The following is a 22,218-nucleotide window of genomic DNA, read 5'->3' on the forward strand; positions in this document are numbered from 1 at the left end:
TAAAACTACATAGCTGTAAAGTGTGAGATTTTAAATGCATTAAATTTGCCGTTTTTTTTTACAAATCATCTAGGCTTAACTTCCTATTTTAAACCCTTAAAACCCTAAATAAAATAAGGCTTATGTAAATAACACCGCTAAAGGTGATGAATACCATTTTCTAAATTTTAATTACTTAGTAGTTATCTTATTAAAATAAAAAAAATAGACCGCCTTTTTAAAAGACAGTCTATATTCAATTTGTATTTTTTAAGAACTTTTTAAAGCGCCTCTTTCAACACTTTTATGGCATCTGTTGCTTTAGATCTCTTTGCTATTTCCAACGCAGTCATTTTTGCTCTATCTGACTTTGTTTTAATTTTAGCTCCATTATCAATTAAAAGTTGCACAATTTTTGCTTTGTTATGTCTTGCAGCAAACATTAAAGGCGTTAATCCGTTAGATTTTTTGTTGACATTTTCTCCTGCTTCAATTAAAGATTTTACCGCTTCATAATTTCCCATTTGTATTAATTTACAAAAGGTATTTACATTGGTTGCATACGCATTTAACTCTACAGAAGTTTTAGAACTAGCATTTTTTAAAGAATTTGCATTTACTGAAGAAAATGCCATTAAACATACGAACATTGATAAGATTAATTTTTTCATAATATTGGGTTTTGGTTAAATTAAAAATTTGATTGTTATATAGAGAAGACTACCAAAAAAGAAAAACGTTTCAGTTAAACCCCCCAATTAACAAGGGTTTAACAAATGAGCTCTAATTTTAACAATATTTATGAGAAAACTTTTAAAGAAAAAACAATTAAAATTTTCTACATAAATATCTAAAAAACTGAACAAAAATTTACGCTATCGGTTTCGTAAAAAATTTATAAAATCAATAAAAACGGTAAAATATTTCTTAATTTTACTGTTCAATTTTAAGACAATGAACAAGAAAGTTATCCTTATGATTTTGGATGGTTGGGGAATTACACAAGACCCAAAAGTATCCGCAATTTACAATGCAAAAACACCTTTTATTAATGGTTTATATGACAAATATCCGAATGCACAATTAAGAACAGATGGAGAACATGTTGGCTTGCCAGAAGGACAAATGGGGAATTCTGAAGTAGGACACATGAATTTAGGTGCTGGTAGAATCGTGTATCAAAATTTAGCGCGTATAAATAAAGCTGTAAGAGAAAAAACTTTGGGTAAAGAAGAGGTTTTATTAGACACTTTTAAATATGCCAAAGAAAACAATAAAGATGTTCATCTATTAGGATTAGTTTCTAATGGTGGTATTCATGCACACATAGATCACTTAAAAGGTTTATTAGATGTTGCTAAAGAAAACAATGTAAATAATGTGTACTTACATGCATTTACAGACGGACGTGATTGTGACCCAAAATCTGGAACTTATTTTATTAAGGATGTGCAAGATTATATGAAAGAAAACGGAGGTGAAATAGCTTCTGTTACTGGACGATATTATGCCATGGATAGAGACAATAGATGGGAACGTGTGAAAGAAGCTTATGACGGACTTGTAAATGGTATTGGTACTAAAACTACCGATGTTATTGCAACTATGAATAAGAATTATGAAGACGGAATTACAGATGAATTTCATAAATCTATCATTGTAACCAATGAAGATGGCTCTCCAAAAACAAAGATAAAAGAAGGTGATGTTGTACTTTTCTTTAATTACAGAACAGATAGAGGAAGAGAATTAACAAATGCGTTGTCTCAAAATGATTTTCCTGAATTTGAAATGAAAAAATTAGATTTATATTATACTACAATTACATTGTATGATGAATCTTTTAAAGGAATAAATGTTATTTACAACACAGATAATATTAAAAATACTTTAGGCGAAGTATTATCTGCTGCAGGAAAAAAACAAATTAGAATTGCAGAAACAGAAAAATATCCTCACGTAACTTTCTTCTTTTCTGGAGGTCAAGAAGCACCTTTTGAAGGGGAATCTAGAATTTTAAGAAATTCACCAAAAGTAGCAACTTATGATTTAAAACCAGAAATGTCTGCGTATGAATTAAAAGATGCTTTGTGTGAAGATTTAAAGAAAGGAGAAGCAGATTTTGTTTGTTTAAACTTTGCCAATGGAGATATGGTTGGTCATACAGGTATGATGGACGCTGCTATTAAAGCATGTGAAGCCGTAGATATTTGTGCAAAAGAAGTTATAGAAACTGGTTTAGATAATGGGTATTCTATTTTATTAATTGCAGATCACGGTAATTGCGAAACTATGATGAATCCTGATGGTTCTCCTCATACTGCGCACACTACTAATCCGGTACCTTTTATTTTAATAGACAAAGAAATAAAATCTATAAAAAGTGGAGTTCTAGGAGATGTAGCACCAACAATATTAGATTTAATGGGCGTTGCACAACCTAAAGAAATGACACAACATTCACTTTTATAATCTAATTTTTATATGAAAAAAATCCTTTTAAGCCTTTTTATGGTTGTTTTAACTGCTTGTACAGTGCAACAAAAAGCAACTGCAGACAAAAATAAAAGCGGAGATTTAGTTGGTTACGCCAATAAAGAATCTTTTTCTCAAGAACCTTATAAAACATGGTTTCAAGAAAAATTTAATACTTATCAGCTAGACCAATCAACAATAACCCAATTAGAACCTGCTTTAAAAGGAATTAAAATTAAAGGATTTATGGGTACTTGGTGTGGAGATAGTAAAAGAGAAACACCACACTTTTATAAAATATTAGAAAACAGCAATTTTGACTTAAAAGGTTTAGAATTGATTACTGTAAACAGAAGTAAAAAAACTCCTGATAATTTGCAGAAAGGATTTAATATAAAAAGAGTACCCACTTTTATTTTTTATAAAGACGGTAAAGAAATTGGCAGATATGTAGAATATGCACGTGAATCTTTAGAAAAAGACATGCTAAAAATTGTTTCTGGCCAACATTATAAACACTCTTATGATAAAAGCAAATAAAAGATTTCAATACTAAAAATTTAACATAGTAAGCCCTTTCAGATGTACAAAACCTGAAAGGGCTTATTTTTTGTTTAAAAGACTTCATACCTTCTTAAAATTTGAGTTTCTTTTTTATAAATATACTTCTTCAAATCATGATAAAACTTCTAAAATCCTATAAAATACAGTAACTTTGCGTTTCAATTTTTTACGATGATTATAATTAAAACCAAAGAAGAAATAGAACTTATGCGCGAAAGCGCTTTAATAGTTTCAAAAACATTAGGGATGCTTGCTAAAGAAGTAAAACCAGGTGTTACAACATTATATTTAGACAAACTTGCTGAAGATTTTATAAGAGCAGAAGGTGCTGTACCTGGTTTCTTAGGCTTATATGATTTTCCAAACTCACTTTGTATGAGTCCTAATTCTCAGGTAGTACACGGTATTCCAAATAAAACTCCTTTAGTTGAAGGTGATATAATTTCTATAGATTGTGGTGCATATAAAAATGGTTTTCATGGAGATCATGCCTATACGTTTGCAGTTGGAGAAATTGCAGCAGAAACAAAAAAACTTTTAGACATTACTAGAGAAAGTTTATACGTAGGTATTAGAGAATTTAAAGCAGGTAATAGAGTTGGTGATGTAGGTTATGCAATTCAGAAATTTACAGAAGATCATGGGTATGGTGTGGTTAGAGAATTAGTTGGACATGGTTTAGGAAGAGAAATGCACGAAGATCCTGAAATGCCAAACTACGGAAAACGCGGTCGAGGTAAAAAATTTATTGAAGGTATGGTTGTTGCCATAGAACCAATGACAAATTTGGGAACTCATAAAATTAGACAACATGCTGATGGTTGGACCATTACTACTTTAGACAACAAACCTTCTGCACATTTTGAGCATGACGTTGCTATCGTAAACGGAAAACCAGAATTGTTATCAACCTTTAAATATGTTCATGAAGCTTTAGGTATTGTTACCGATGAAGAAGATGAATTTAGACAGTAGTTTTTACGCTGAGATTCACGGAGTTTATTTTATTATGATGTAAAAGAGTTTCACAGAGAAATTGTTTATATTATAAAACCATTTCATAAATAAACTATGGATAATAAAATAACAGAAAAGATTATTGGTGCAGCCATTGAAGTTCATAAAACTCTTGGACCAGGTTTATTAGAATCTGCTTATCAAGAATGTTTATTCTTTGAATTAAAAAATCTAAATTTAAAAGTAAAAAAGGAAGTTTCACTACCAATAATTTATAAAGATTTAAAACTAGATCACGGTTATAGAATTGATTTATTGGTGGAAGATAAAATAGTTTTAGAACTAAAAACTGTGGAGACTTTCACTGATGTTCATTCTGCTCAAATTTTAACATATATGAAATTAGGCAATTACCCATTAGGATTATTAATTAATTTCCACACAAAATTATTAAAAAACGGATTAAAACGTTTTATAAACACAATTTAAAAATCTGTGATTCTCTGTGAAAATACTCTGCGAATCTCTGTGGCACAATAACCATGAAAATCTTCAAGTCCATCTTAAATACAGTACCAAGACCTTGGCTAATTAAAGTCAGTTATTTAGTGCGCCCAATAATTTCTTTTTATTTAAAAGGCAATACATTTACAGATCCAATAGATGGTAAAAGTTTTCGAAAATTTTTGCCTTATGGATATGGTAAACAACGAGAAAATGCACTTTCTCCCTCTACATTATCTTTAGAAAGACACAGATTGTTATGGTTATTTTTACAAAATGAAACCACATTCTTTACTTCTGAAGAAAAAATAAAAGTATTACATATAGCCCCAGAACAATGTTTTTTAGATATTTTTAGACAACAGAAAAATCTAGATTATATTACGTCTGATTTAGAATCTCCTATTGCAGATGTAAAAGCAGATATTTGTAATTTACCTTTTGATGACAAGGCTTTTGATGTTGTTTTTTGTAATCATGTATTAGAACATATTACAGATGATACCAAGGCAATGCAAGAACTTTTTAGAGTGTTAAAACCAAAAGGAATGGGCATATTCCAGATTCCGCAGGACTTATCTAGAGAAAAAACTTTTGAAGACAATACCATAACAGATAGAAAAGAACGCACACAAATCTTCGGACAATATGATCATGTTCGTGTCTACGGAAAAGATTATTTTAACAAACTACGCACCATTGGTTTTACGGTTGATGAAGTAAATTATACTGAGAAATTTTCAGCAGAAAAATTAGCAAAATACTGCTTAATGAAGCATGAAATACTACCCGTTTGTTATAAAAAATAACTTATTGTAGACGCTGACTTTTAATATATTCATCCATTGTTTCTAGTTTTTTTTCTCCTAAAACAATTATATTGTCTTTAATTATATGAAAACCAGACTCTAATTCAACAACTTTAGCAGATCCTTTATAATCTCCATACTCATCTATTGGCGCTCTTACTTTTTTACCTTTATTATTAAGCCAAATGGTTTTATTTCTAAAAATTGCCTGAATAGCATTGTTATAAAAAGCCCCTAAATATTGGTAAATTGGTACTGTTTTTAAAACTTTACCCGATGCAGAAAATAAGAAAGAATCTACATGATGACTTTTTATAGTGTACAATGTATAAATACCACCTCCTAAAGAACCTCCAAAATCATACCATTTGTTATTTTTCTCAACTTTACCATTAATAGAATAATCCTGAATAATTTTTTTACTTTGCAAGTCATTATAAAAACCTACTTTCTCATCTGATTTTATAATTTTTTTCTGATTCAAATCATAAATCATGGTTTCATAAGATTTATTAGGATACATTACCAATAAACCATTTGCTCTTGGCAACATTACCCTGCCATAATGTGTAGATACTGTATTAAAAGCAGTTACTTTAGGCAATAGAAAGCCATCTTTTGTAACCGTATTATAACAAAATATTTTAGTAGGATTTAATGGTTTGTTTAAAAAAAGAATAAAACCATCAAATTTCATTGCACTTTTATACTCATCAGCCGTAATAACAATGTTGCCATCATCATTTAAAATTCCAAAATAAGAATCCTTTAAAAAAAGCGCTACTTTATTTTTATTAAACGGATATATTTTATCAACTTTTAAAACTAGTTCCTTAGATTTTTCTTTCCAAACAGACTTTAAAGATTCTATTTTATTTAAGTCTCTAGACCTACCAAAGATTGCGGTATAACCTTTAGATTTTTGGTAACCGGTATTTTTAATCAAATTCCCGTTTGAATCCTTATTATTTAATTGATTATCAATAAGCGTTTTAAAAGCCAGTAAATTTTCATATTCTTCAGAACTATCTTGGCTTTTTAATGAAAAATAAATATTCACAAACTCTTTGGCTTTCTTATATTGCTCATTTTCATAATAAATTAAAGCCCCCAATTGCGCAACATCAGTAGATGTAACTCTAGACATGTGTGTTAAGGCTTTATTAAAACTTACCAAAGCTTGTTTAAAATCTATTCTATCTTGAATTATATTATTTGCTTCATTAATATAGAGATCGGCAATAGTTTTTTTTATTTGTCCGTTTTGTGTAAAACTAATAAGCACACAAAATAATAAAGGAAGTAATTTTTTCAAACTATATTTTTCTTTTTTATTAATAATAATAACGCAAAATTATAAAAATAATTGCTCTATAAAAGTGAGCAATTACTTATTTATACACATAAAACAACAGCTACTTGTTAACATCAACAACTATTCCACTTTGTTTATAGGTAGAAAACTCTTCTAAAACACCATTAGAGTTTGCGTAAATTAAAATTACGTCTAAATTACTATGATTTTGTAAAAATTCTTTTGTTTTTTCTAATCCCATTGCCATAAAAGCAGTTGCATAAGCATCTACATTTGCACAATCTAAACCAGCTATAACAGAAGCACTTAACAAATTACTTTCTGTAGCCAAACCTGTTTTTGGATTTATAGTATGCACAAATTTTTTCCCATCTTGTGTAATTCTAAATTTTCTATAATTACCAGATGTTGCCATAGATTTGTTAGACAAGTTTAATTTTTTATACCCTTTTTCCGAACCAATTTTTACAGGATTTACTAATTTAATAATCCAAGGATGGTTGTTTTTCTTTGCTCCTTTAGCTCTTATTTCTCCACCAATTTCTATAAGGTAATTGTTTATTTTTTTATCGTCAAAAAAACGAGCAACCACATCAATACCAAAACCCTTTGCAATAGAATTAAAATCGATATAAATGTGATCATCTTCTTTAATTACTTTTTTATTGATGATTTTTACTTTGTTTAAACCTACCCACTGCATTTGTTCTTTTAGCACATTTTCTTCTAAAACAATGTTCCCTTTCTCAGGACCAAAACCATAAGCATTTACCAAGTTGCCAACGGTTGGATCAAAAAAACCATCTGTTTCTTTATAAATTTGTGTCGATTTTTGAAAAACTTCTAAAAATAAATCATCAACAACAATGGTAGAATCTCCTTTATTAATTTTAGAAATATCTGAAGTTGGAATATAAGTAGACAACGATTTATTCACTAAAAAGAAAATACTATCTAAAGATTTTTGATAGTTTTTAGCACCATTTAAGTAGGTAATCTTATAAGAAGTACCAAAAACCATTCCTTTTAAAGTAAAGTCTTTGAATACAGGTTTCTTTGTACATCCTATTAAAACAAAAAATAAAAATAAAAAAACAAGTAAACTTTTAGGTTTCATCCAAAAATAAATTAAGGCACAAAAATAGAGCATAAAATTTTCATAAAATATAGTTAATCCCATTTTTTTGTGAATCCATTTTATTAAGTTTGTAGTCATAAATTTAATTAAGAAATAATGAGAAAAATATCAGTCATTTTATTTTCAATCGTATTATTAAGTTCTTGTGCTAGTAAAAAAGAATTTAACGCATTACAAGCAAAGCATGACCAAGCAAGAACAGAGTTGGTAAATGTAAAAGCAAGTTTGCAAAAGTGCTTAATAGAAAAAGATAAGGATGATGCAAAAACAACTAGTTTGCAAGAGCAAATAGATTATTTAAAAGAAGACAAAAAAAATGCGTTAAAACAAGTTGAAAACTTAACTGTGTTAACACAATCTTCTACAGAAGGTATTAATAATGTGATTGCCCAATTAAGTGAAAAAGATAAATATATTAACGGAATTAGAAGTGCAATGACACAGAAAGATTCTATTAATTTGGCTATAAAATATCATTTAACAAAAAACCTAACAGATGGTATACAGGATGAAGATATTGAAGTAAACGTTGAAAAAACGGTTGTTTTTATCTCTATTTCTGACAAACTTTTATTTAAAAGCGGAAGTTATTCTATAAACGACAAAGCGTATACGGTATTAGAAAAAATAGCAAAAGTAATTAACGATCAGCCAGAAATGGAAGTTATGATTGAAGGTCATACAGATTCTAAATCTATAAAAACTCAGTTTTTACAAGATAACTGGGATTTATCTGCAATGCGTGCTACTTCTATAACTAGAATTTTACAATACAAATATGGTGTACAACCTGCAAGATTAATTGCAGCTGCAAGAAGCCAATATGTACCTTTAGTAGAAAATGATTCTCCTGCTAATATGGCAAAAAACAGAAGAACAAAAATTATAATCATGCCTAGATTAAATCAATTTTTTGATTTATTAGAGCAAGATGCTAAATAGTTTTAGCAAATAGTTTTTTAAAATATCTTAAACCATCTGAAAATTCAGATGGTTTTTTTTGTAAATAAATAGAAATGCAACAATTCTTATAACCAACATAATTAAGTGCTAACAAACCCTATGTTTTAGAGCTTGCAGAAAAGATTACTTCCCCTGTTTTTTTCTAATCATTATATTTTATCGAATACACCTTCCCATTCATAAAATAAAGAATACATATATTGATAAAAATTGTACTTTAGAAAATAATATGGAAACACTAAAACTACCTTTTACTTTTAATGTTGAATTGATAAAAAAAGAACTCGCTCAATTTAGTAAAGAAGATTATTACAATATTTACAATCCGTCTGTAGAAGCAGATACACTTTGGGCCATGCATTTCATAGAACCCATAAATGGAAAAAATGGTTTGCCTGAGTTTGTTCCTAATAAAGCATTACAAAAGTGTCCTTATTTGCTAAAAATATTACAGACTTTTAAATGTAAGAAAGAGACCTTTAGAGTGCATATTTTAGATGCAAATGCCGCCATAAGACCTCACAGAGATATTGGTTATAGAATAGAAGATGGAAAAGTTAGAATTCATATTCCGGTAGAAACAAATTCTGAAGTACAACTGCTAGTTAATAATACTATTGTAAAAATGAGCGAAGGCGAATGTTGGTATTGTAATTTTCATATCAAACACCAAGTTTATAATAATAGTAATGTGCCTAGAAAGCATTTAATTTTAGATTGTATGGCTAACGAATGGTTAGAAAACCTATTTACAGAAAACTCTAAAAATACGTCCCTTTTTAAAGTTTAACAAGACCTTAAAACCTGAAACTTGACTTTCACATAAAAATGGACTAACTTCGTTTACATTCTGATATAAATAACTTTAAACACTCTTAATGCATTAAAAAAAAAGCATGTTATATCAGTAGAAACCATACATAAGTTAAACTTAATATACATAAAAACTAAAAAAAATGAGTACTATTAGATTAGGAGATGAAGCTCCAAACTTTACAGCACAAACTTCAGAAGGAGAAATTAATTTTCATGAATGGCTTGGAGATAGTTGGGCCATTTTATTTTCTCACCCAGCAGATTACACACCTGTGTGTACAACAGAATTAGGAACTGTAGCTAAATACAAAGCAGAATTTGACAAAAGAAATGTAAAAGTGGTAGCGTTAAGTGTTGATGGTGTTGAATCTCATAAAGGTTGGATTAAAGACATTAACGAAACACAAAATACAACGGTTAATTTTCCCATTATTGCAGATGAAGATAGAAAAGTATCTGAACTTTATGATATGATTCATCCGAATGCAGATAGCAAACTTACCGTACGCTCTGTATTTGTGATTGATAATCATAAAAAAATAAAACTAATTATTGTCTACCCAGCATCAACAGGAAGAAATTTTGATGAATTATTAAGAGTTATAGATTCTTTACAATTAACAGCATACCATAAAGTAGCAACACCTGCCAACTGGCAAAATGGAGATGATTGTGTGGTTGTACCTGCGGTTGCAACTGCAGATATTCCTGCTATTTTTCCGAAAGGATTTACAGAAGTAAAACCTTATTTACGATTAACACCACAACCCAACTTAAAATAATTACTTTCCACATAAGGTAAATAAAAGCTCAAAATTATTAATTTTTATAATTTTGAGCTTTTTCATAAGCAAACTATTTTCTGTAAAAACTTCCACTTGACTTTATCAAAAAAAACGACTAACTTCGTTTCTACACCAACGTAAACCTCTAAGAACAAACCTATTTACACTATAATTCTTATAGTTTTTCTAGTGCAACACGTTTCCGATTAAATGAATTCTATGTAATTAAAAACAAAAACGATGAACAGATGGTACTTTAAATCTCAAGAAAATTATAATTCATACGAAGAATTAATAGAAAAAAGTGAACTGTCTGAATCTCAAAAAATTCTGTTTAGAATCAGTTGGTTAAACTATTTAAAATATTTAGATAAGCTAGCCATAAAGGATAGTTTGTTCTTTAATATTCTGCAGTTATTGGTGCTTATTATTGGTATATTAATTCCTGTAATTGAACAAACTGATTTAAATTCGAAAATAGGAATGTCATCCATTACTATCATCAGTATATTAGGTCTTACCATTGCAATATCTACCGCATTAAACAGACATTTTAGATTTGAAGAAAGATGGAAACATTATAGAAAAAATGCAGAAATCATTAGAAATGAAGGCGAAGATTTTTTTGGACAAACAGGAAATTATGAAGATGCTGAAAATGCAAATGATGCGTTTAAAAAGTTTATAGAAAACATCACCATCATCAAAAGACAAGAGGTTGATACCTTTATTATTAAAGTTAGAAAAAAGGAGTAAAATACGCACAGATTCTATGAATCCTTTTACGTATGACCATTATATAAGGCTTTAAAAACAACAACAATAAAGTTGACGACGTTTTAATACCTTCTTTTTTTCAAATCACCTATTTGATTTTTCCTTAATTTGATTTTCTCAATAAAAACAACTAAATTCGTTACCCTTCTGATAAAATGAATTAAAACTCACCTACCTATATTATTAGTTTTCATCGTTGGAAGAACTTTTATTAATTTAAAAACCAATTTGTAAAATTACCTATTTCTAGGTATAGCTTTGATTATAAATATAAGTCATTTTTGTATAAATATAAATCTTATAATTATGAAAAATTTAGCTATCGCTATTTTAATAGTAGCAAGTTCATCAATTTTAATGGCATTTACACTGCATAAAAAAGAAAACAAATTAATTACAAGTGAGAATAATATCTCCGTTGAAAATAAAATATTAAATTTAGATTGTTGGTGGGATGAAACATTTAAAAGAAATTTTAGAGGAAAAAGAGATGCCGCTTGCGGTTCTCGAACTTCCTTAAAAATATGGTATACCAACCCATATTCTTATCCAATTAGAGTTGCTTTTTATTTAAGAGATGCAAGTGGGAATTTAAATTCAAGAGGTCCTTATGTAATTAACGTAAAGCCAGGAAAAACAGTATATCACCATACATGCTACTCAAACGGTAGATACACAATTTTAGCTGCAAAATCAGGTTCTTATTGTTCTTTTCCTAAATTAAAATAGTATTTTTATTTCAATATTTCAATCTGAATTTTATTTGAATAATTAAGAAAATTAAAACCACGAAATAGCAACACCGTATAAAAAAATTGCTGGTAAATGTTAATTTATGAAAGTCCTTAGGGACTTTCTATTTGTTATTTATTTATTTATTTATTAACTTTCGTACTTAAACCCACAAAAAATACATACAAACACTTTGTAGCCAATTAAAAAAAACAATGTCAATAACAAAAGAAGAAGAATTAATAGGAATGAAAAAAATTAGTGAAGTGGTTGGAACTACACTAAAGTTAATGAGAGAATACGCTAAAGTTGGCATGTCAACCAAAGAATTAGATAATTATGGAGGAGAAATTTTAAAGAGTTATGGCGCCAAATCTGCACCGTATGAAACTTATGGATTTCCTGGCTATTCTTGTATAAGTTTAAATAATGAAGCGGCTCACGGAATACCATCAGAGAAAAAAATATTAAAAGAAGGAGATTTAATTAACATTGATGTTTCTGCAGAACTAAATGGTTTTTGGTCTGATAACGGAGGCTCTTTTGTACTTGGAACAGACATTCATAATCATCAACCTCTTGTAGATGCTTCTAAAAACATTTTACGTAAAGCAATAAATACTATTAAAGGTGGTGTAAAAATTTCTGAAATCGGATATTTAATTGAAACGGAAGCTAAAAAATCAGGCTTTAAAGTCATTAAAAACTTAGCTGGTCATGGAGTTGGCAGAAGTTTACACGAAGAACCTGAAAATATTTTAAATTATAAAGTTAAAAGTAACAGAGAACGCTATAAAAAAAACACCACTGTAGCAATAGAAACTTTCATTTCAACAAAATCTACAGTAGCTGTTGAATTAAATGATGGTTGGACTTTAGTAGGAAATAAAGGTGGATATGTTACCCAACACGAACAAACAATACTTATAACCGATAATTCTCCAATTATTTTAACAGCATCTAATGAAATCTGGAACTAAAACATTGTGTAGAAAGAGTTGCCAAATTAGTGCTTCACACAATGAGTCACATTTTTGTAAATGGCTATTTTTCTATAGAAAAATAGCCGTTTACTTTAAACCTAACTTTCTATTCAAAACATCGTAATCTCATCTTAAATATAAATATTCCTTCTTTTCTTATCAAAAAATAAACTTTTTGAAAAATCACGGGTCATAGAAGCAAAATATTTAAAATGATAAAGCACTTCCTTATACTACTCGTTTTTTTAGCAACACCATTATTCTCTCAAGAAAAAGGTGTATCCAATATAATTTCTAGCCCAAATATTAATCTCATAAAACAATCAAAGCAACAAGAAGCAACACCTATAAATTACATCAGTCAGTATGCTAATGTGCCTGAAGGAGGTGTAGCAACAAGTGGCAAATTACCAGATTTAAATGCTTATTACGAGAATGGAGATCCATTAAAACTAAGAGAGTTGATCAAAGGTAAATATACAGTATTGGCTATGGGGTGTTTAACTTGTCCGGAGTTTCATAAAGCATACACAGGTATTGAGGCTTTAAATGTAGATTATGCGCCCAAAGATGTGCAATTCTTTTTTGTGTACAAGAGTCTGCGTCACCCAGAATTAGAAGGATATGTTGAAGCACAAAATATATCGGAAAGATTACGAATGATTAAAGAAGTAAAAAAGAAGTTGGGTACAAAAGTTCCGTGGATTGCAGATGCCATGGATGATAATATTCGAATTGCTTTAAATGCTGGTTCTCAATCTGTATATTTAATATCTCCAAACGGTGAGATTGTTAAAGGATGGGGCAAATTAAAAGAACAGGAGTTGCGCCAAAAGTTAAGCGATAAAGTTGGAGCAGCAAGTACGCAAACTACTGTAAAGGATCTTGACTTGCCTGTTATTAAGCGCTATAAAAAACGCTCAAATGATGCCACAAACATTACAATACACAGACCAGAAGGTTTGAATATTTTATCTATTGAACCTAAAAATCCGGAAGACATCTACTATGTAAAATTACGTGCAGAAGCAGATAGAGATCTACTTGAAACAGGAAATGGTAAATTAGGGTTAGGATTTTTTCCAGATCCAATTTATGATGCACATTGGAACAATCTAACGCCACCAATGAAATATGTACTTGAATTGCCCGAAGGAGTTACCGCTTCTCCTCAAGAGGCAAATGCTGAAAAAGGTCCTGGAGAAAGTGATACAAAACCCCGACAATTTTGGGTAGACATAACAGGAGCTAACCCTTCTGATAAGATAGAATTAACCTTCCATTATTATGGATGCACACCAACAATGTGCAAAGCATTTACGCATAAATACACCATTAATATAACGCCAGAAAACAATGGCGCAAGAACCTTTGGTTTTAATAAAGGTCAACGAAAAAAAAATAATCAAGGAGTAAAAAACAGCAGCAACTCTTTTGGAAAAACGCTAGAGAATATGGATGCTAATGCGGATGGAAAAATTTCTAAGTCGGAAGCAAAAGGTAAATTGAAAGAAAACTTTAACAAACGTGATAAAAACAAAGACGGTTATATTACAGAAGATGAATTGGCAAGAAGAAATCGATAAAAACAGGGTACAATAATGTTACTAAATTACTAGTAAATGCCAATTTACAAAGGTAATCACTGACTTTCTATCTATAATTTATCTGCCATTTTATTGCCGAAACAACACCACCAATCCTATGCAAACCTGTTAAAAGAACTCCTTTAACACCCTTACAATTCAACAAAAAAAACATATTAGGACTAAACTTTCTGTTATACAAACAAGTAAATAAGAAGCTAATCTTAAATGCAATAATTACATCGTGGTTTTTATCTTAACTTGATTTTCTCAATAAAAACAACTAAATTCGTTACCCTTCTGATAAAATGAATTAAAATTCTCTTTATTATATTGTTGTAAGTAATGCAAAAAAAATAGAAACCGAGTGAAAAAGACAATATTTGAGATTACCAAAATGGACTGTCCTTCAGAGGAAAATCTAATCCGAATAAAATTGGACGGCATTTCAAGTATCGCAAATTTAGACTTTGATATTCCGAATCGAAAATTGACTGTTTTTCACAGCGGAGAAATCGAGCAAATAGAAAAGTCTGTTAGCGAACTGAATTTAGGCGGAAAGAAAATCTCGACTGAACAAACCAATCAAACGGAATTTGAAGAAAATAAAAACCAAAAAAGACTACTTTGGTCTGTCCTTATAATCAATTTCGCCTTTTTCATTATCGAAATAACAACAGGAATTATCTCAAAATCTATGGGACTTGTTGCCGATAGTTTGGATATGCTTGCGGACAGTTTTGTTTACGGAATTAGTTTGTTTGCGGTTGGAGGAACTTTGATTATGAAAAATCGGGTTGCAAAACTTGCTGGATATTTTCAAATTACGCTTGCGATTATCGGATTTGTGGAAGTTTTAAGGAGGTTTTTAGGAGACGAGAAACTTCCCATTTTTTCGACAATGATTATCGTTTCGGTTTTTGCACTTATTGCAAACGGAATTTGTCTTTACATTTTACAAAAGTCAAAAAGTAAAGAAGAGGCACATATGAAAGCGAGTATGATTTTCACCTCAAATGATGTGATTATCAATTTGGGAGTAATAATCGCAGGAATTTTAGTAAATTGGTTTAGTTCAAGCAAACCTGATTTGATTATTGGAACAATCGTTTTTGTTTTGGTAATTCAAGGAGCATTTAGAATATTAAAATTAAGTAAGTGAAAGAAAAAAGCATTACTTACAACACATATATAATTTATTGCTGGTTTCTTGCCTATCCCTTCGACAAGCTCAGGACAGGCCCTTCGACAACCTCAAGACATGCTTACATAAGTCCTCACGGACTTTCTTTCTCCTTAATTATTTACAAAATTAGTTGCTTAAATACGCAAAGAAATCATACACAAAACTGTTAAAAGAACTCCTTTAACACCCTTACAATTCAACAAAAAAAAACATATTAGGACTAAACTTTCTGTTTTACAAACAAGTAAATAAGAAGCTAATCTTAAATGCCATAATTACATCGTGGTTTTTATCTTAGCTTGATTTTATCATTAAAAACAACTAAATTCGTTACACTACTGATAAAGTGAATTAAAACACTCTTTATCATATTGTTGTATCCGATTAAAAAAATTAAGTTGTTAAAAAAATCAATCCAAATAATAATCACAATAATTATTCTTACAATTGTAATAATACAATTTCCTAGACTTTTTATTGATAAGCAATATGAATATCGTGTATTCAAAATTTACTCTAATGATAGCATTGAATTAAACGAAGACGTTAATAATATTTTGGATTCAGTATTCATAAACTTGACACGAAGTGATTTTTACAATGACCAAGATGTATTTGAATTATACTTTGTGAAAGACACCTTTTATGAAAAATTAATTGGCGTTTTCGGAATGAATAATATAGCATCTTCAAAATACAATAAGCATATATATATCGGATCTCCTGATTTTAGAAAGAATACCTTAACAAAAGAGAAAAATGAGTATGAATGGTTAAATTTAGTCCAAGTAGTAACTCATGAAGCAGTACATAGTCAAATGTATAGAGATTATTCAAAATTAGGCTTTATGGTAACACCAAGTTGGATAAATGAAGGTTATGCCGAATATATTTCTTATTATAAGACAAGTAGGCAACATAACTATCCATTATCGAAACTTTTTGAAAGATATCAGAAATCGAATCATAATTGGGTAAAAACCGAAATCGGATCATTAACTCCTAAACAATACTTAAGAGACAGAATATTAATAGCATATTTAATTGATGAAAAAAACATGAGTATTGATGACATCATAAAGGATGAATATTTAAAACCATCAGAAATTCTTGAAGAAATTAAAGAAAAGTATTTAGAAAACTAAAACTGGCCATAATAACACCTTGTATACTTTCTTGCTTCTTCTCTCCCATCCCATAAATTCCTGTGGAATTCAATGTTTGTGAGTACTTGTAATTTTATTACTAGGTTTACCCAACTGGTCATAGTCATACCTTACTTGCTTTCCTATAAGTAAATAAAAAGTGACAACTATATTTGATTTTTTCTTAGCTTGACTTTCTCAATAAAAACAGCTAACTTCGTTTAACCTCTGATAAAATGAATTAAAACTTGTATTATCATATCGTTAGGCACAATAAAAAACCGAAATCCTGAATGACAATAATTAAGGCTACAAATACAAAAACTGACAAACAAAAATGGTTGGTTTATATCGTACTTGGAATTTGTGCTTTAACATACATTATTAGATATTCTGAATGGCATTTTATTCTTAAATTTATTTTTTCATTTCCTTTGGTAATAAATCTATTATTCGATTTTTATTATCTAAAAAAGACAAAACCCAGTATAACGAATATTGAGCTGTCTGAATCGTCTTTAATTATTAATAGAAAAAATAAAAAAGGAAGGAAAATAAAATTATCGAATTTAAAGTACTCAATTAGAAAACGGAAATTTGACAAACAAAAAACAGCGATAGAGTTAAAAGAGAAAAAAGGATTAACTTTTAAAACATCTGAAAGATTACACATAAAAAATTGGGACGAAATATTTAAAATTGAGAAAGAACTTGAAAACAAGAAAATCCCAAGAGTTGAATGGAAACCTAAAACTATTTGGGGAAAATATTGGGGAATCTTAATAGATTTATTCTTTATGACAACTATAGATGGAGATATTGGAATGATAGATTACCAAAAAAAAGCAATAGATGGAAACACTGAAAATCCGATAAAAAAAAATAAAAGTAACTAAAACCATATAAACTTTATTGCTAATTATAGCTCACTTGGGAAATTCCTCTGGAATTTCGCTGTTCGTGCTTTATTTAATAAATTCACTGATTAAACACGCAACAAAGCTTATACTACAACGTTAGACGAACTACTCCAATTTCTCAATAAAAACAGCTAACTTCGTTTAACCTCTGATAAAATGAATGAAAACTCACATAATCATATCGTTGGCAAACATTTGAGAAAAATCACGTTCATATTAGTATTTTCAACCTTTATGAGTTGCATTATAGAAGAACAAAAAGTCTTCTATTACCCAAGTTATTCAGAAAATTCCGAAAATAAATTTGAAACAATCAATTTAGATAAAACTAGTTTGAATTTTAAAGAAATTGTAAATAAAATTGACCAAAATTCAAACGAAACATTCATTGAATTTAATGACGGAAAAAATATCAAAAAAATTAAAGCTTTTGTTCATAATGGAGGTTTTATAAAAAGGAAAAATGTACTGCAAATTAGTACAGATTCTGTTTTAATAGACAATGGTTATTTACTTTCAGACTTAAAAAATTTAATGAAAAGACATTTTCTGAATAAAGGGAAAATTAAATATTATTCAGATTCTGTAGAGAAAGCAATTATTGAAATTTCTATAAATCCAAATAAAAATGCTAATGAATTGAAAGAAACTTTAAAAAAATTAACACTTGAATTTGATAATCTTAAAAAAGAAATTAATGAAAGAATTGAGTTGTTTGCTTTTTTTAGTTATTTTAGGTTTGAAAAAATTAATATTCCTCCTCCTCCAATGGAATTGGAATAAAAAAAATTTGCCCACAGCATATATAATTTATTACTTGGTTCTAGCCTATCCCTTCGACAAGCTCAAGACAAGCCTTTCGACAAGCTCAAGACAGGCTTACAAAAACCCTCGCGGATTTTCTATATGTGATTTATTTGCTGAATTTAGTGATTAAAACACGCAACTAATCTTATACAAACACGTTAATCGAACTACTCCAATATCCTCACAAACTCTTCAAAAGCCACATAATATAGTTGGCTTTTAAAAACAAAAGCTATACATTACTTGCTTTCCTATAAGTAAATAAAAAGTGACAACTATATTTGATTTTTTCTTAGCTTGACTTTCTCAATAAAAACAACTAACTTCGCTTAACCTCTGATAAAATGAATGAAAACTCACCTTATTATATAGTTGTGCTTCATTATGAAAAATATACTAATACTAATTACTTTTATAGTAGTTATTTCTTGTAAATCTAAACAAATAGTAACTATTAATAATAACATTCGATTTATTCCAAATAGCAAAACTTTAAAGTTTAAATTGACTGAAAAACAAAAAATGCCATACGCTGCATATGATTTTGGTGCTGAAATTTACGAAGGAAAAATTTACTCATTTTTTGAAGTTCTTACAAAAAAGAGTAGTGGTTTAAGTTACTATAGCCATGGAGAAGTATGGACTTATGATGTTGATAATGATTCTTGGGAATTAATTAATAAAATACCAATGAGACAGTCCTCACCAACTTCTATATTAGTTAACAATAAAATATACTTAATAGGGTCATATGATGATAAAGCAAGAAATTTAGTTCAAGTATATAATATAAGTAACAATGAATGGGAGAAATCATTTAAAATTCCTGTCGGACTATATTGGACATCGGTTGAAAAATTTAAAGATAAGTTTTATGTAATGGGAGGATACAGTGGGTATAACAAGAATATTCCTGGAGGGTCAACTTTTTACAATCTTTTACAAATATATGATACTAAATCTGAAAAATGGAGCGTTGGAAAAGCAGCACCTCAAAGAATGCACTCTCCAAATTCTTTAGAATTTAATAATATGTTTTATGTTTGGGATAATTATAATAATGTGTTTTTTAAATACAATCCTATAGAAAATAAGTGGAGTAATTTAGATAAATTAAAACCTTTTGTTAAGGGCTCTCAAGAAGGAATAAAGTATAAAGATAAATTATTATTTGTCTCTGGAACAAATAACAGTAGTAAAAATACAAAAGCTCGAAAAAAAATATTTTCTTACGATTTGAAAACAAGAGAATATGTTGAGTCTTTTAATAATTTATCTATTGGTAGACACTATGGCTATGGAGTTTTTGAACATAAAAATAAAATTTATATTCTAGGAGGAAGAGAAGAAATTAACTGGAATTCAATAGATAAAGTCATTGAGCTAAATGTAAATAACTAATTACAACAGAGTAAATAATTTATAGCTAAAACACGCAACTAATCTTATACAAACACGTTGGCAACAAGCAAATAAAAAATCCGTTTCATCACATCCTATTAGTTAAATGATTGTATCTTTGATAGTATCAAATGATAGTATTAAAAATGAAACCACCTTACGAAATAACATCTTCTATTTTAAAATTAATAACTTCTATTTCGGAGAAAATTGGAGAATTAAATGCTCATTTATTAAACAAACCTTCGCCTAAATTAAGAAAACAGCATAGAATCAAAACTATTCATTCTTCATTAAAAATAGAAGGAAACACACTTACCGAAGAACAAATAACGGCACTTTTAGAAAACAAAAAAGTTATTGGCCCCAAAAAAGATGTTTTAGAAGTTTTAAATGCAATTAATATTTATGAAAATTTAGATCAATATAATCCTTCTAATGAGAAGTCTTTTTTTAAAGCACATAAAAACTTAATGGAAGGTCTAATTGAAAATTCTGGAAAATACAGAAACCAAAGTGTCGGAATTGTAAAAGGTTCAAAAGTTGAGCATTTAGCACCACCTTTTAGAAATGTTCCTTATTTAATGAAAGACCTTTTTGAATACCTGCAAAAGTCAGACGAAATTGAATTAATTAAGAGTTGTGTTTTTCATTATGAAATGGAATTTATACATCCATTTTTGGATGGAAATGGTAGAATGGGAAGATTATGGCTAACTCTAATTTTAATGGAAAAATATCCAATATTTGAGTTTTTACCTTTTGAAACTTTAATTAGTATAGGACAAGAAGAATATTACAAAGCTTTGGCAGAAAGTGATAATTCAGGAAAATCAACAAAATTTATTGAATATATGTTAAACGTAATTGATGTTTCAATAAGTGAGTTATTGAATTTCAATAATAGAACATTAAATGAAAAAGATAGGTTAGAATATTTTGTTTCTTTAAATAAAACTGAATTTACGAGAAAAGATTATATGGATATTTTTAAAGATATTTCTTCATCGACAGCAAGTAGAGATTTAAAAAAAGGTGCTGAATTAAATTTATTTAAAAAAATAGGCGAAAAAAATAAAACAATTTACCTTTTAAAATAACTGGGCACAATAACTTACAAAATTAATTGCTAGTTATAGCCTATTCCTTCGACAAGCTCAGGACAAGCCTTTCGACAAGCTCAAGACAAGCCTTCCGACAAGCTCAAGACAGGCCCTTCGACAATCTCAAGACAGGCTTACAAACATCCTCGCGGATTTTCTATTCGGTTTGTATTTGCTAAATTAGGTGCTTAAACCACGTAATTTTCTTTACACAAAACCGTAAAATGAACTACTCCAATATCCTCACAAATTTTTCAAAAGCCACATAATAGGGTTGGTTTTTAAAAACAATAACCATAAATTACTTGCTTACCTATAAGTAAATAAGAAGTAACTTCTATCTTTGATTTTTTCTTAGCTTGACTTTCTCAATAAAAACAACTAACTTCGTTTAACCACTGATAAAATGAATTAAAACTCACTTTATCATTTCGTTGGGTGTAATTTGAAAATCGTGATAATTTTGGATAATTTACCAAAAATTGGTAAATTTGGATAAATTTATTAATTATGAAAAATACATCAATATCACTTGGAAATTATTTTGACCAATTTGTGAGTTCACAAGTTTCTGTTGGCAGATATAAAAATGTGAGCGAAGTAATTCGTGCTGGACTTCGTCTTTTGGAAAATGAGGAAAATAAAGTGGTTGCTTTAAAAAACGCTATCCAAGAAGGACTAAATAGCCCAATAGTTGAAAACTTTGACTTCGAAGAAAATCTGAAAAAATTAAAATCTGAAAAACGAAAGAATGATTAAAATTTCTTTCAGGCAAAAAGCCAACAATGATTTAAATAATATCTGGGATTATACTTATGAAAACTGGTCTGAAAATCAAGCAGATAAATATTATGCAACAATTAAATTTGCCTGCCAAGAAATTGGAATAAATCCAGAATTAGGAAAAGTATATAGTGAAATTAGTCAGAATTTGCTCGGATTAAAATCTGGAAAACATATTATATTTTACACTATGATTTCTGAAAATGAAATTGAAGTTGTTAGAATATTACACGAAAGAATGGATTTGAAATATAAAATAACCGAATAAAAACTACACCCAACACCCTATAAAGTTAATTGCTAGTTATAGCCTATTCCTTCGACAAGATCAGGACAAGCTTACAAAAATCCACGCGGATTTTCTATTCGGTTTGTATTAGCTAAATTAGGTGCTTAAACCACGTAACTTTCTTTACACAAACCCATTAAACGAACTACTCCAATATCCTCACAAATTCTTCAAAAGCCACATAATAGGGTTGGTTTTTAA

The 22,218-nt window shown here is 29.0% G+C and carries 23 protein-coding genes; 20 read left to right on the forward strand and 3 right to left on the reverse strand.

The window, feature by feature from the left end:
- Nucleotides 1–260 precede the first annotated feature (260 nt).
- A complete protein-coding gene (locus ACSHW5_RS00835) occupies nt 261–650 on the reverse strand; it encodes an ankyrin repeat domain-containing protein (protein ID WP_435674203.1) in 390 nt (129 codons plus the stop codon).
- A gap of 283 nt (nt 651–933) precedes the next feature.
- Here ACSHW5_RS00835 and gpmI point away from each other — a divergent pair, with 283 nt between their 5' ends.
- From gpmI to ACSHW5_RS00860, 5 genes are all read left to right on the forward strand, one after another.
- The gene (gpmI, locus tag ACSHW5_RS00840; RefSeq protein WP_435674204.1) at nt 934–2,451 is read left to right on the forward strand and encodes a 2,3-bisphosphoglycerate-independent phosphoglycerate mutase; all 1,518 of its coding nucleotides are present in this window, start codon (nt 934–936) and stop codon (nt 2,449–2,451) included.
- A 12-nt stretch (nt 2,452–2,463) separates the two neighbouring features.
- Nucleotides 2,464–2,994 carry a TlpA family protein disulfide reductase gene (locus ACSHW5_RS00845; RefSeq protein WP_435674205.1) on the forward strand — a complete coding sequence of 177 codons (531 nt, stop codon included), beginning with the start codon at nt 2,464–2,466 and terminating at the stop codon, nt 2,992–2,994.
- A 195-nt stretch (nt 2,995–3,189) separates the two neighbouring features.
- Complete coding sequence (gene map, locus ACSHW5_RS00850) at nt 3,190–3,993, forward strand: type I methionyl aminopeptidase (protein WP_435674206.1); 804 nt, start codon at nt 3,190–3,192, stop codon at nt 3,991–3,993.
- Between the two features lie 96 nt (nt 3,994–4,089).
- Nucleotides 4,090–4,464 (forward strand): GxxExxY protein, encoded by a 375-nt coding sequence (locus tag ACSHW5_RS00855; protein ID WP_435674207.1) that lies wholly within the window; start codon nt 4,090–4,092, stop codon nt 4,462–4,464.
- 53 nt (nt 4,465–4,517) lie between these two features.
- Nucleotides 4,518–5,288, forward strand: coding sequence for a class I SAM-dependent methyltransferase (locus tag ACSHW5_RS00860; RefSeq protein WP_435674208.1), 771 nt, complete (start codon nt 4,518–4,520; stop codon nt 5,286–5,288).
- A 1-nt stretch (nt 5,289) separates the two neighbouring features.
- On the opposite strand, the gene ACSHW5_RS00865 is transcribed toward ACSHW5_RS00860, so the two are convergent.
- Together ACSHW5_RS00865 and ACSHW5_RS00870 are read right to left on the reverse strand one after the other, a co-directional pair.
- Nucleotides 5,290–6,603, reverse strand: a complete 1,314-nt coding sequence (locus tag ACSHW5_RS00865; RefSeq protein WP_435674209.1) for a hypothetical protein — start codon at nt 6,601–6,603, stop codon at nt 5,290–5,292.
- A gap of 100 nt (nt 6,604–6,703) precedes the next feature.
- On the reverse strand, nt 6,704–7,783 hold the full coding sequence (locus ACSHW5_RS00870) for an FAD:protein FMN transferase (protein ID WP_435674210.1): 1,080 nt from the start codon (nt 7,781–7,783) through the stop codon (nt 6,704–6,706).
- Between the two features lie 54 nt (nt 7,784–7,837).
- On the opposite strand from ACSHW5_RS00870, the gene ACSHW5_RS00875 reads away from it, so the two are divergent.
- The 15 genes from ACSHW5_RS00875 to ACSHW5_RS00945 all read left to right on the forward strand — a co-directional run bounded on the left by ACSHW5_RS00875 (nt 7,838) and on the right by ACSHW5_RS00945 (nt 21,996).
- Nucleotides 7,838–8,683: an OmpA/MotB family protein gene (locus ACSHW5_RS00875; RefSeq protein ID WP_435674211.1), complete on the forward strand. Its 846-nt coding sequence runs from the start codon at nt 7,838–7,840 to the stop codon at nt 8,681–8,683.
- Nucleotides 8,684–8,933: 250 nt separating this feature from the next.
- Complete coding sequence (locus ACSHW5_RS00880; RefSeq protein ID WP_435674212.1) at nt 8,934–9,494, forward strand: aspartyl/asparaginyl beta-hydroxylase domain-containing protein; 561 nt, start codon at nt 8,934–8,936, stop codon at nt 9,492–9,494.
- A gap of 166 nt (nt 9,495–9,660) precedes the next feature.
- Nucleotides 9,661–10,302, forward strand: a complete 642-nt coding sequence (locus tag ACSHW5_RS00885) for a peroxiredoxin (protein ID WP_435674213.1) — start codon at nt 9,661–9,663, stop codon at nt 10,300–10,302.
- Between the two features lie 243 nt (nt 10,303–10,545).
- Nucleotides 10,546–11,061 carry a DUF4231 domain-containing protein gene (locus tag ACSHW5_RS00890; protein WP_435674214.1) on the forward strand — a complete coding sequence of 172 codons (516 nt, stop codon included), beginning with the start codon at nt 10,546–10,548 and terminating at the stop codon, nt 11,059–11,061.
- A 327-nt stretch (nt 11,062–11,388) separates the two neighbouring features.
- A complete protein-coding gene (locus ACSHW5_RS00895; RefSeq protein WP_435674215.1) occupies nt 11,389–11,811 on the forward strand; it encodes a hypothetical protein in 423 nt (140 codons plus the stop codon).
- Between the two features lie 218 nt (nt 11,812–12,029).
- Nucleotides 12,030–12,794, forward strand: a complete 765-nt coding sequence (gene map, locus ACSHW5_RS00900; protein ID WP_435674216.1) for a type I methionyl aminopeptidase — start codon at nt 12,030–12,032, stop codon at nt 12,792–12,794.
- Between the two features lie 215 nt (nt 12,795–13,009).
- Nucleotides 13,010–14,383 (forward strand): hypothetical protein, encoded by a 1,374-nt coding sequence (locus ACSHW5_RS00905; protein ID WP_435674217.1) that lies wholly within the window; start codon nt 13,010–13,012, stop codon nt 14,381–14,383.
- Nucleotides 14,384–14,750: 367 nt separating this feature from the next.
- The gene (locus ACSHW5_RS00910; protein ID WP_435674218.1) at nt 14,751–15,545 is read left to right on the forward strand and encodes a cation transporter; all 795 of its coding nucleotides are present in this window, start codon (nt 14,751–14,753) and stop codon (nt 15,543–15,545) included.
- A 653-nt stretch (nt 15,546–16,198) separates the two neighbouring features.
- On the forward strand, nt 16,199–16,714 hold the full coding sequence (locus tag ACSHW5_RS00915) for a hypothetical protein (protein ID WP_435674219.1): 516 nt from the start codon (nt 16,199–16,201) through the stop codon (nt 16,712–16,714).
- A gap of 293 nt (nt 16,715–17,007) precedes the next feature.
- Nucleotides 17,008–17,610 (forward strand): hypothetical protein, encoded by a 603-nt coding sequence (locus ACSHW5_RS00920; protein WP_435674220.1) that lies wholly within the window; start codon nt 17,008–17,010, stop codon nt 17,608–17,610.
- 258 nt (nt 17,611–17,868) lie between these two features.
- Nucleotides 17,869–18,417: a hypothetical protein gene (locus ACSHW5_RS00925; protein WP_435674221.1), complete on the forward strand. Its 549-nt coding sequence runs from the start codon at nt 17,869–17,871 to the stop codon at nt 18,415–18,417.
- A gap of 546 nt (nt 18,418–18,963) precedes the next feature.
- On the forward strand, nt 18,964–19,842 hold the full coding sequence (locus tag ACSHW5_RS00930) for a Kelch repeat-containing protein (protein WP_435674222.1): 879 nt from the start codon (nt 18,964–18,966) through the stop codon (nt 19,840–19,842).
- A gap of 146 nt (nt 19,843–19,988) precedes the next feature.
- Nucleotides 19,989–20,942: a Fic family protein gene (locus tag ACSHW5_RS00935; RefSeq protein ID WP_435674223.1), complete on the forward strand. Its 954-nt coding sequence runs from the start codon at nt 19,989–19,991 to the stop codon at nt 20,940–20,942.
- A gap of 513 nt (nt 20,943–21,455) precedes the next feature.
- Complete coding sequence (locus ACSHW5_RS00940; RefSeq protein ID WP_435674224.1) at nt 21,456–21,704, forward strand: type II toxin-antitoxin system ParD family antitoxin; 249 nt, start codon at nt 21,456–21,458, stop codon at nt 21,702–21,704.
- Nucleotides 21,697–21,996 carry a type II toxin-antitoxin system RelE/ParE family toxin gene (locus tag ACSHW5_RS00945; RefSeq protein ID WP_435674225.1) on the forward strand — a complete coding sequence of 100 codons (300 nt, stop codon included), beginning with the start codon at nt 21,697–21,699 and terminating at the stop codon, nt 21,994–21,996. Before ACSHW5_RS00940 ends, ACSHW5_RS00945 begins: the two co-directional genes overlap by 8 nt.
- The last annotated feature ends 222 nt before the right edge of the window (nt 21,997–22,218 follow it).

It is taken from the genome of Polaribacter sp., from assembly GCF_051251875.1.
Classification (GTDB): Bacteria; Bacteroidota; Bacteroidia; order Flavobacteriales; family Flavobacteriaceae; genus Polaribacter.

Coding starts and splice junctions, on each gene's coding strand:
- ACSHW5_RS00835 (WP_435674203.1), bottom strand. CDS start 650: ATGAAAAAATTAATCTTATCAATGTTCGTATGTTTAATGGCATTTTCT.
- gpmI (WP_435674204.1), top strand. CDS start 934: ATGAACAAGAAAGTTATCCTTATGATTTTGGATGGTTGGGGAATTACA.
- ACSHW5_RS00845 (WP_435674205.1), top strand. CDS start 2,464: ATGAAAAAAATCCTTTTAAGCCTTTTTATGGTTGTTTTAACTGCTTGT.
- map (WP_435674206.1), top strand. CDS start 3,190: ATGATTATAATTAAAACCAAAGAAGAAATAGAACTTATGCGCGAAAGC.
- ACSHW5_RS00855 (WP_435674207.1), top strand. CDS start 4,090: ATGGATAATAAAATAACAGAAAAGATTATTGGTGCAGCCATTGAAGTT.
- ACSHW5_RS00860 (WP_435674208.1), top strand. CDS start 4,518: ATGAAAATCTTCAAGTCCATCTTAAATACAGTACCAAGACCTTGGCTA.
- ACSHW5_RS00870 (WP_435674210.1), bottom strand. CDS start 7,783: ATGGGATTAACTATATTTTATGAAAATTTTATGCTCTATTTTTGTGCC.
- ACSHW5_RS00875 (WP_435674211.1), top strand. CDS start 7,838: ATGAGAAAAATATCAGTCATTTTATTTTCAATCGTATTATTAAGTTCT.
- ACSHW5_RS00880 (WP_435674212.1), top strand. CDS start 8,934: ATGGAAACACTAAAACTACCTTTTACTTTTAATGTTGAATTGATAAAA.
- ACSHW5_RS00885 (WP_435674213.1), top strand. CDS start 9,661: ATGAGTACTATTAGATTAGGAGATGAAGCTCCAAACTTTACAGCACAA.
- ACSHW5_RS00890 (WP_435674214.1), top strand. CDS start 10,546: ATGAACAGATGGTACTTTAAATCTCAAGAAAATTATAATTCATACGAA.
- ACSHW5_RS00895 (WP_435674215.1), top strand. CDS start 11,389: ATGAAAAATTTAGCTATCGCTATTTTAATAGTAGCAAGTTCATCAATT.
- map (WP_435674216.1), top strand. CDS start 12,030: ATGTCAATAACAAAAGAAGAAGAATTAATAGGAATGAAAAAAATTAGT.
- ACSHW5_RS00905 (WP_435674217.1), top strand. CDS start 13,010: ATGATAAAGCACTTCCTTATACTACTCGTTTTTTTAGCAACACCATTA.
- ACSHW5_RS00920 (WP_435674220.1), top strand. CDS start 17,008: ATGACAATAATTAAGGCTACAAATACAAAAACTGACAAACAAAAATGG.
- ACSHW5_RS00925 (WP_435674221.1), top strand. CDS start 17,869: ATGAGTTGCATTATAGAAGAACAAAAAGTCTTCTATTACCCAAGTTAT.
- ACSHW5_RS00930 (WP_435674222.1), top strand. CDS start 18,964: ATGCCATACGCTGCATATGATTTTGGTGCTGAAATTTACGAAGGAAAA.
- ACSHW5_RS00935 (WP_435674223.1), top strand. CDS start 19,989: ATGAAACCACCTTACGAAATAACATCTTCTATTTTAAAATTAATAACT.
- ACSHW5_RS00940 (WP_435674224.1), top strand. CDS start 21,456: ATGAAAAATACATCAATATCACTTGGAAATTATTTTGACCAATTTGTG.
- ACSHW5_RS00945 (WP_435674225.1), top strand. CDS start 21,697: ATGATTAAAATTTCTTTCAGGCAAAAAGCCAACAATGATTTAAATAAT.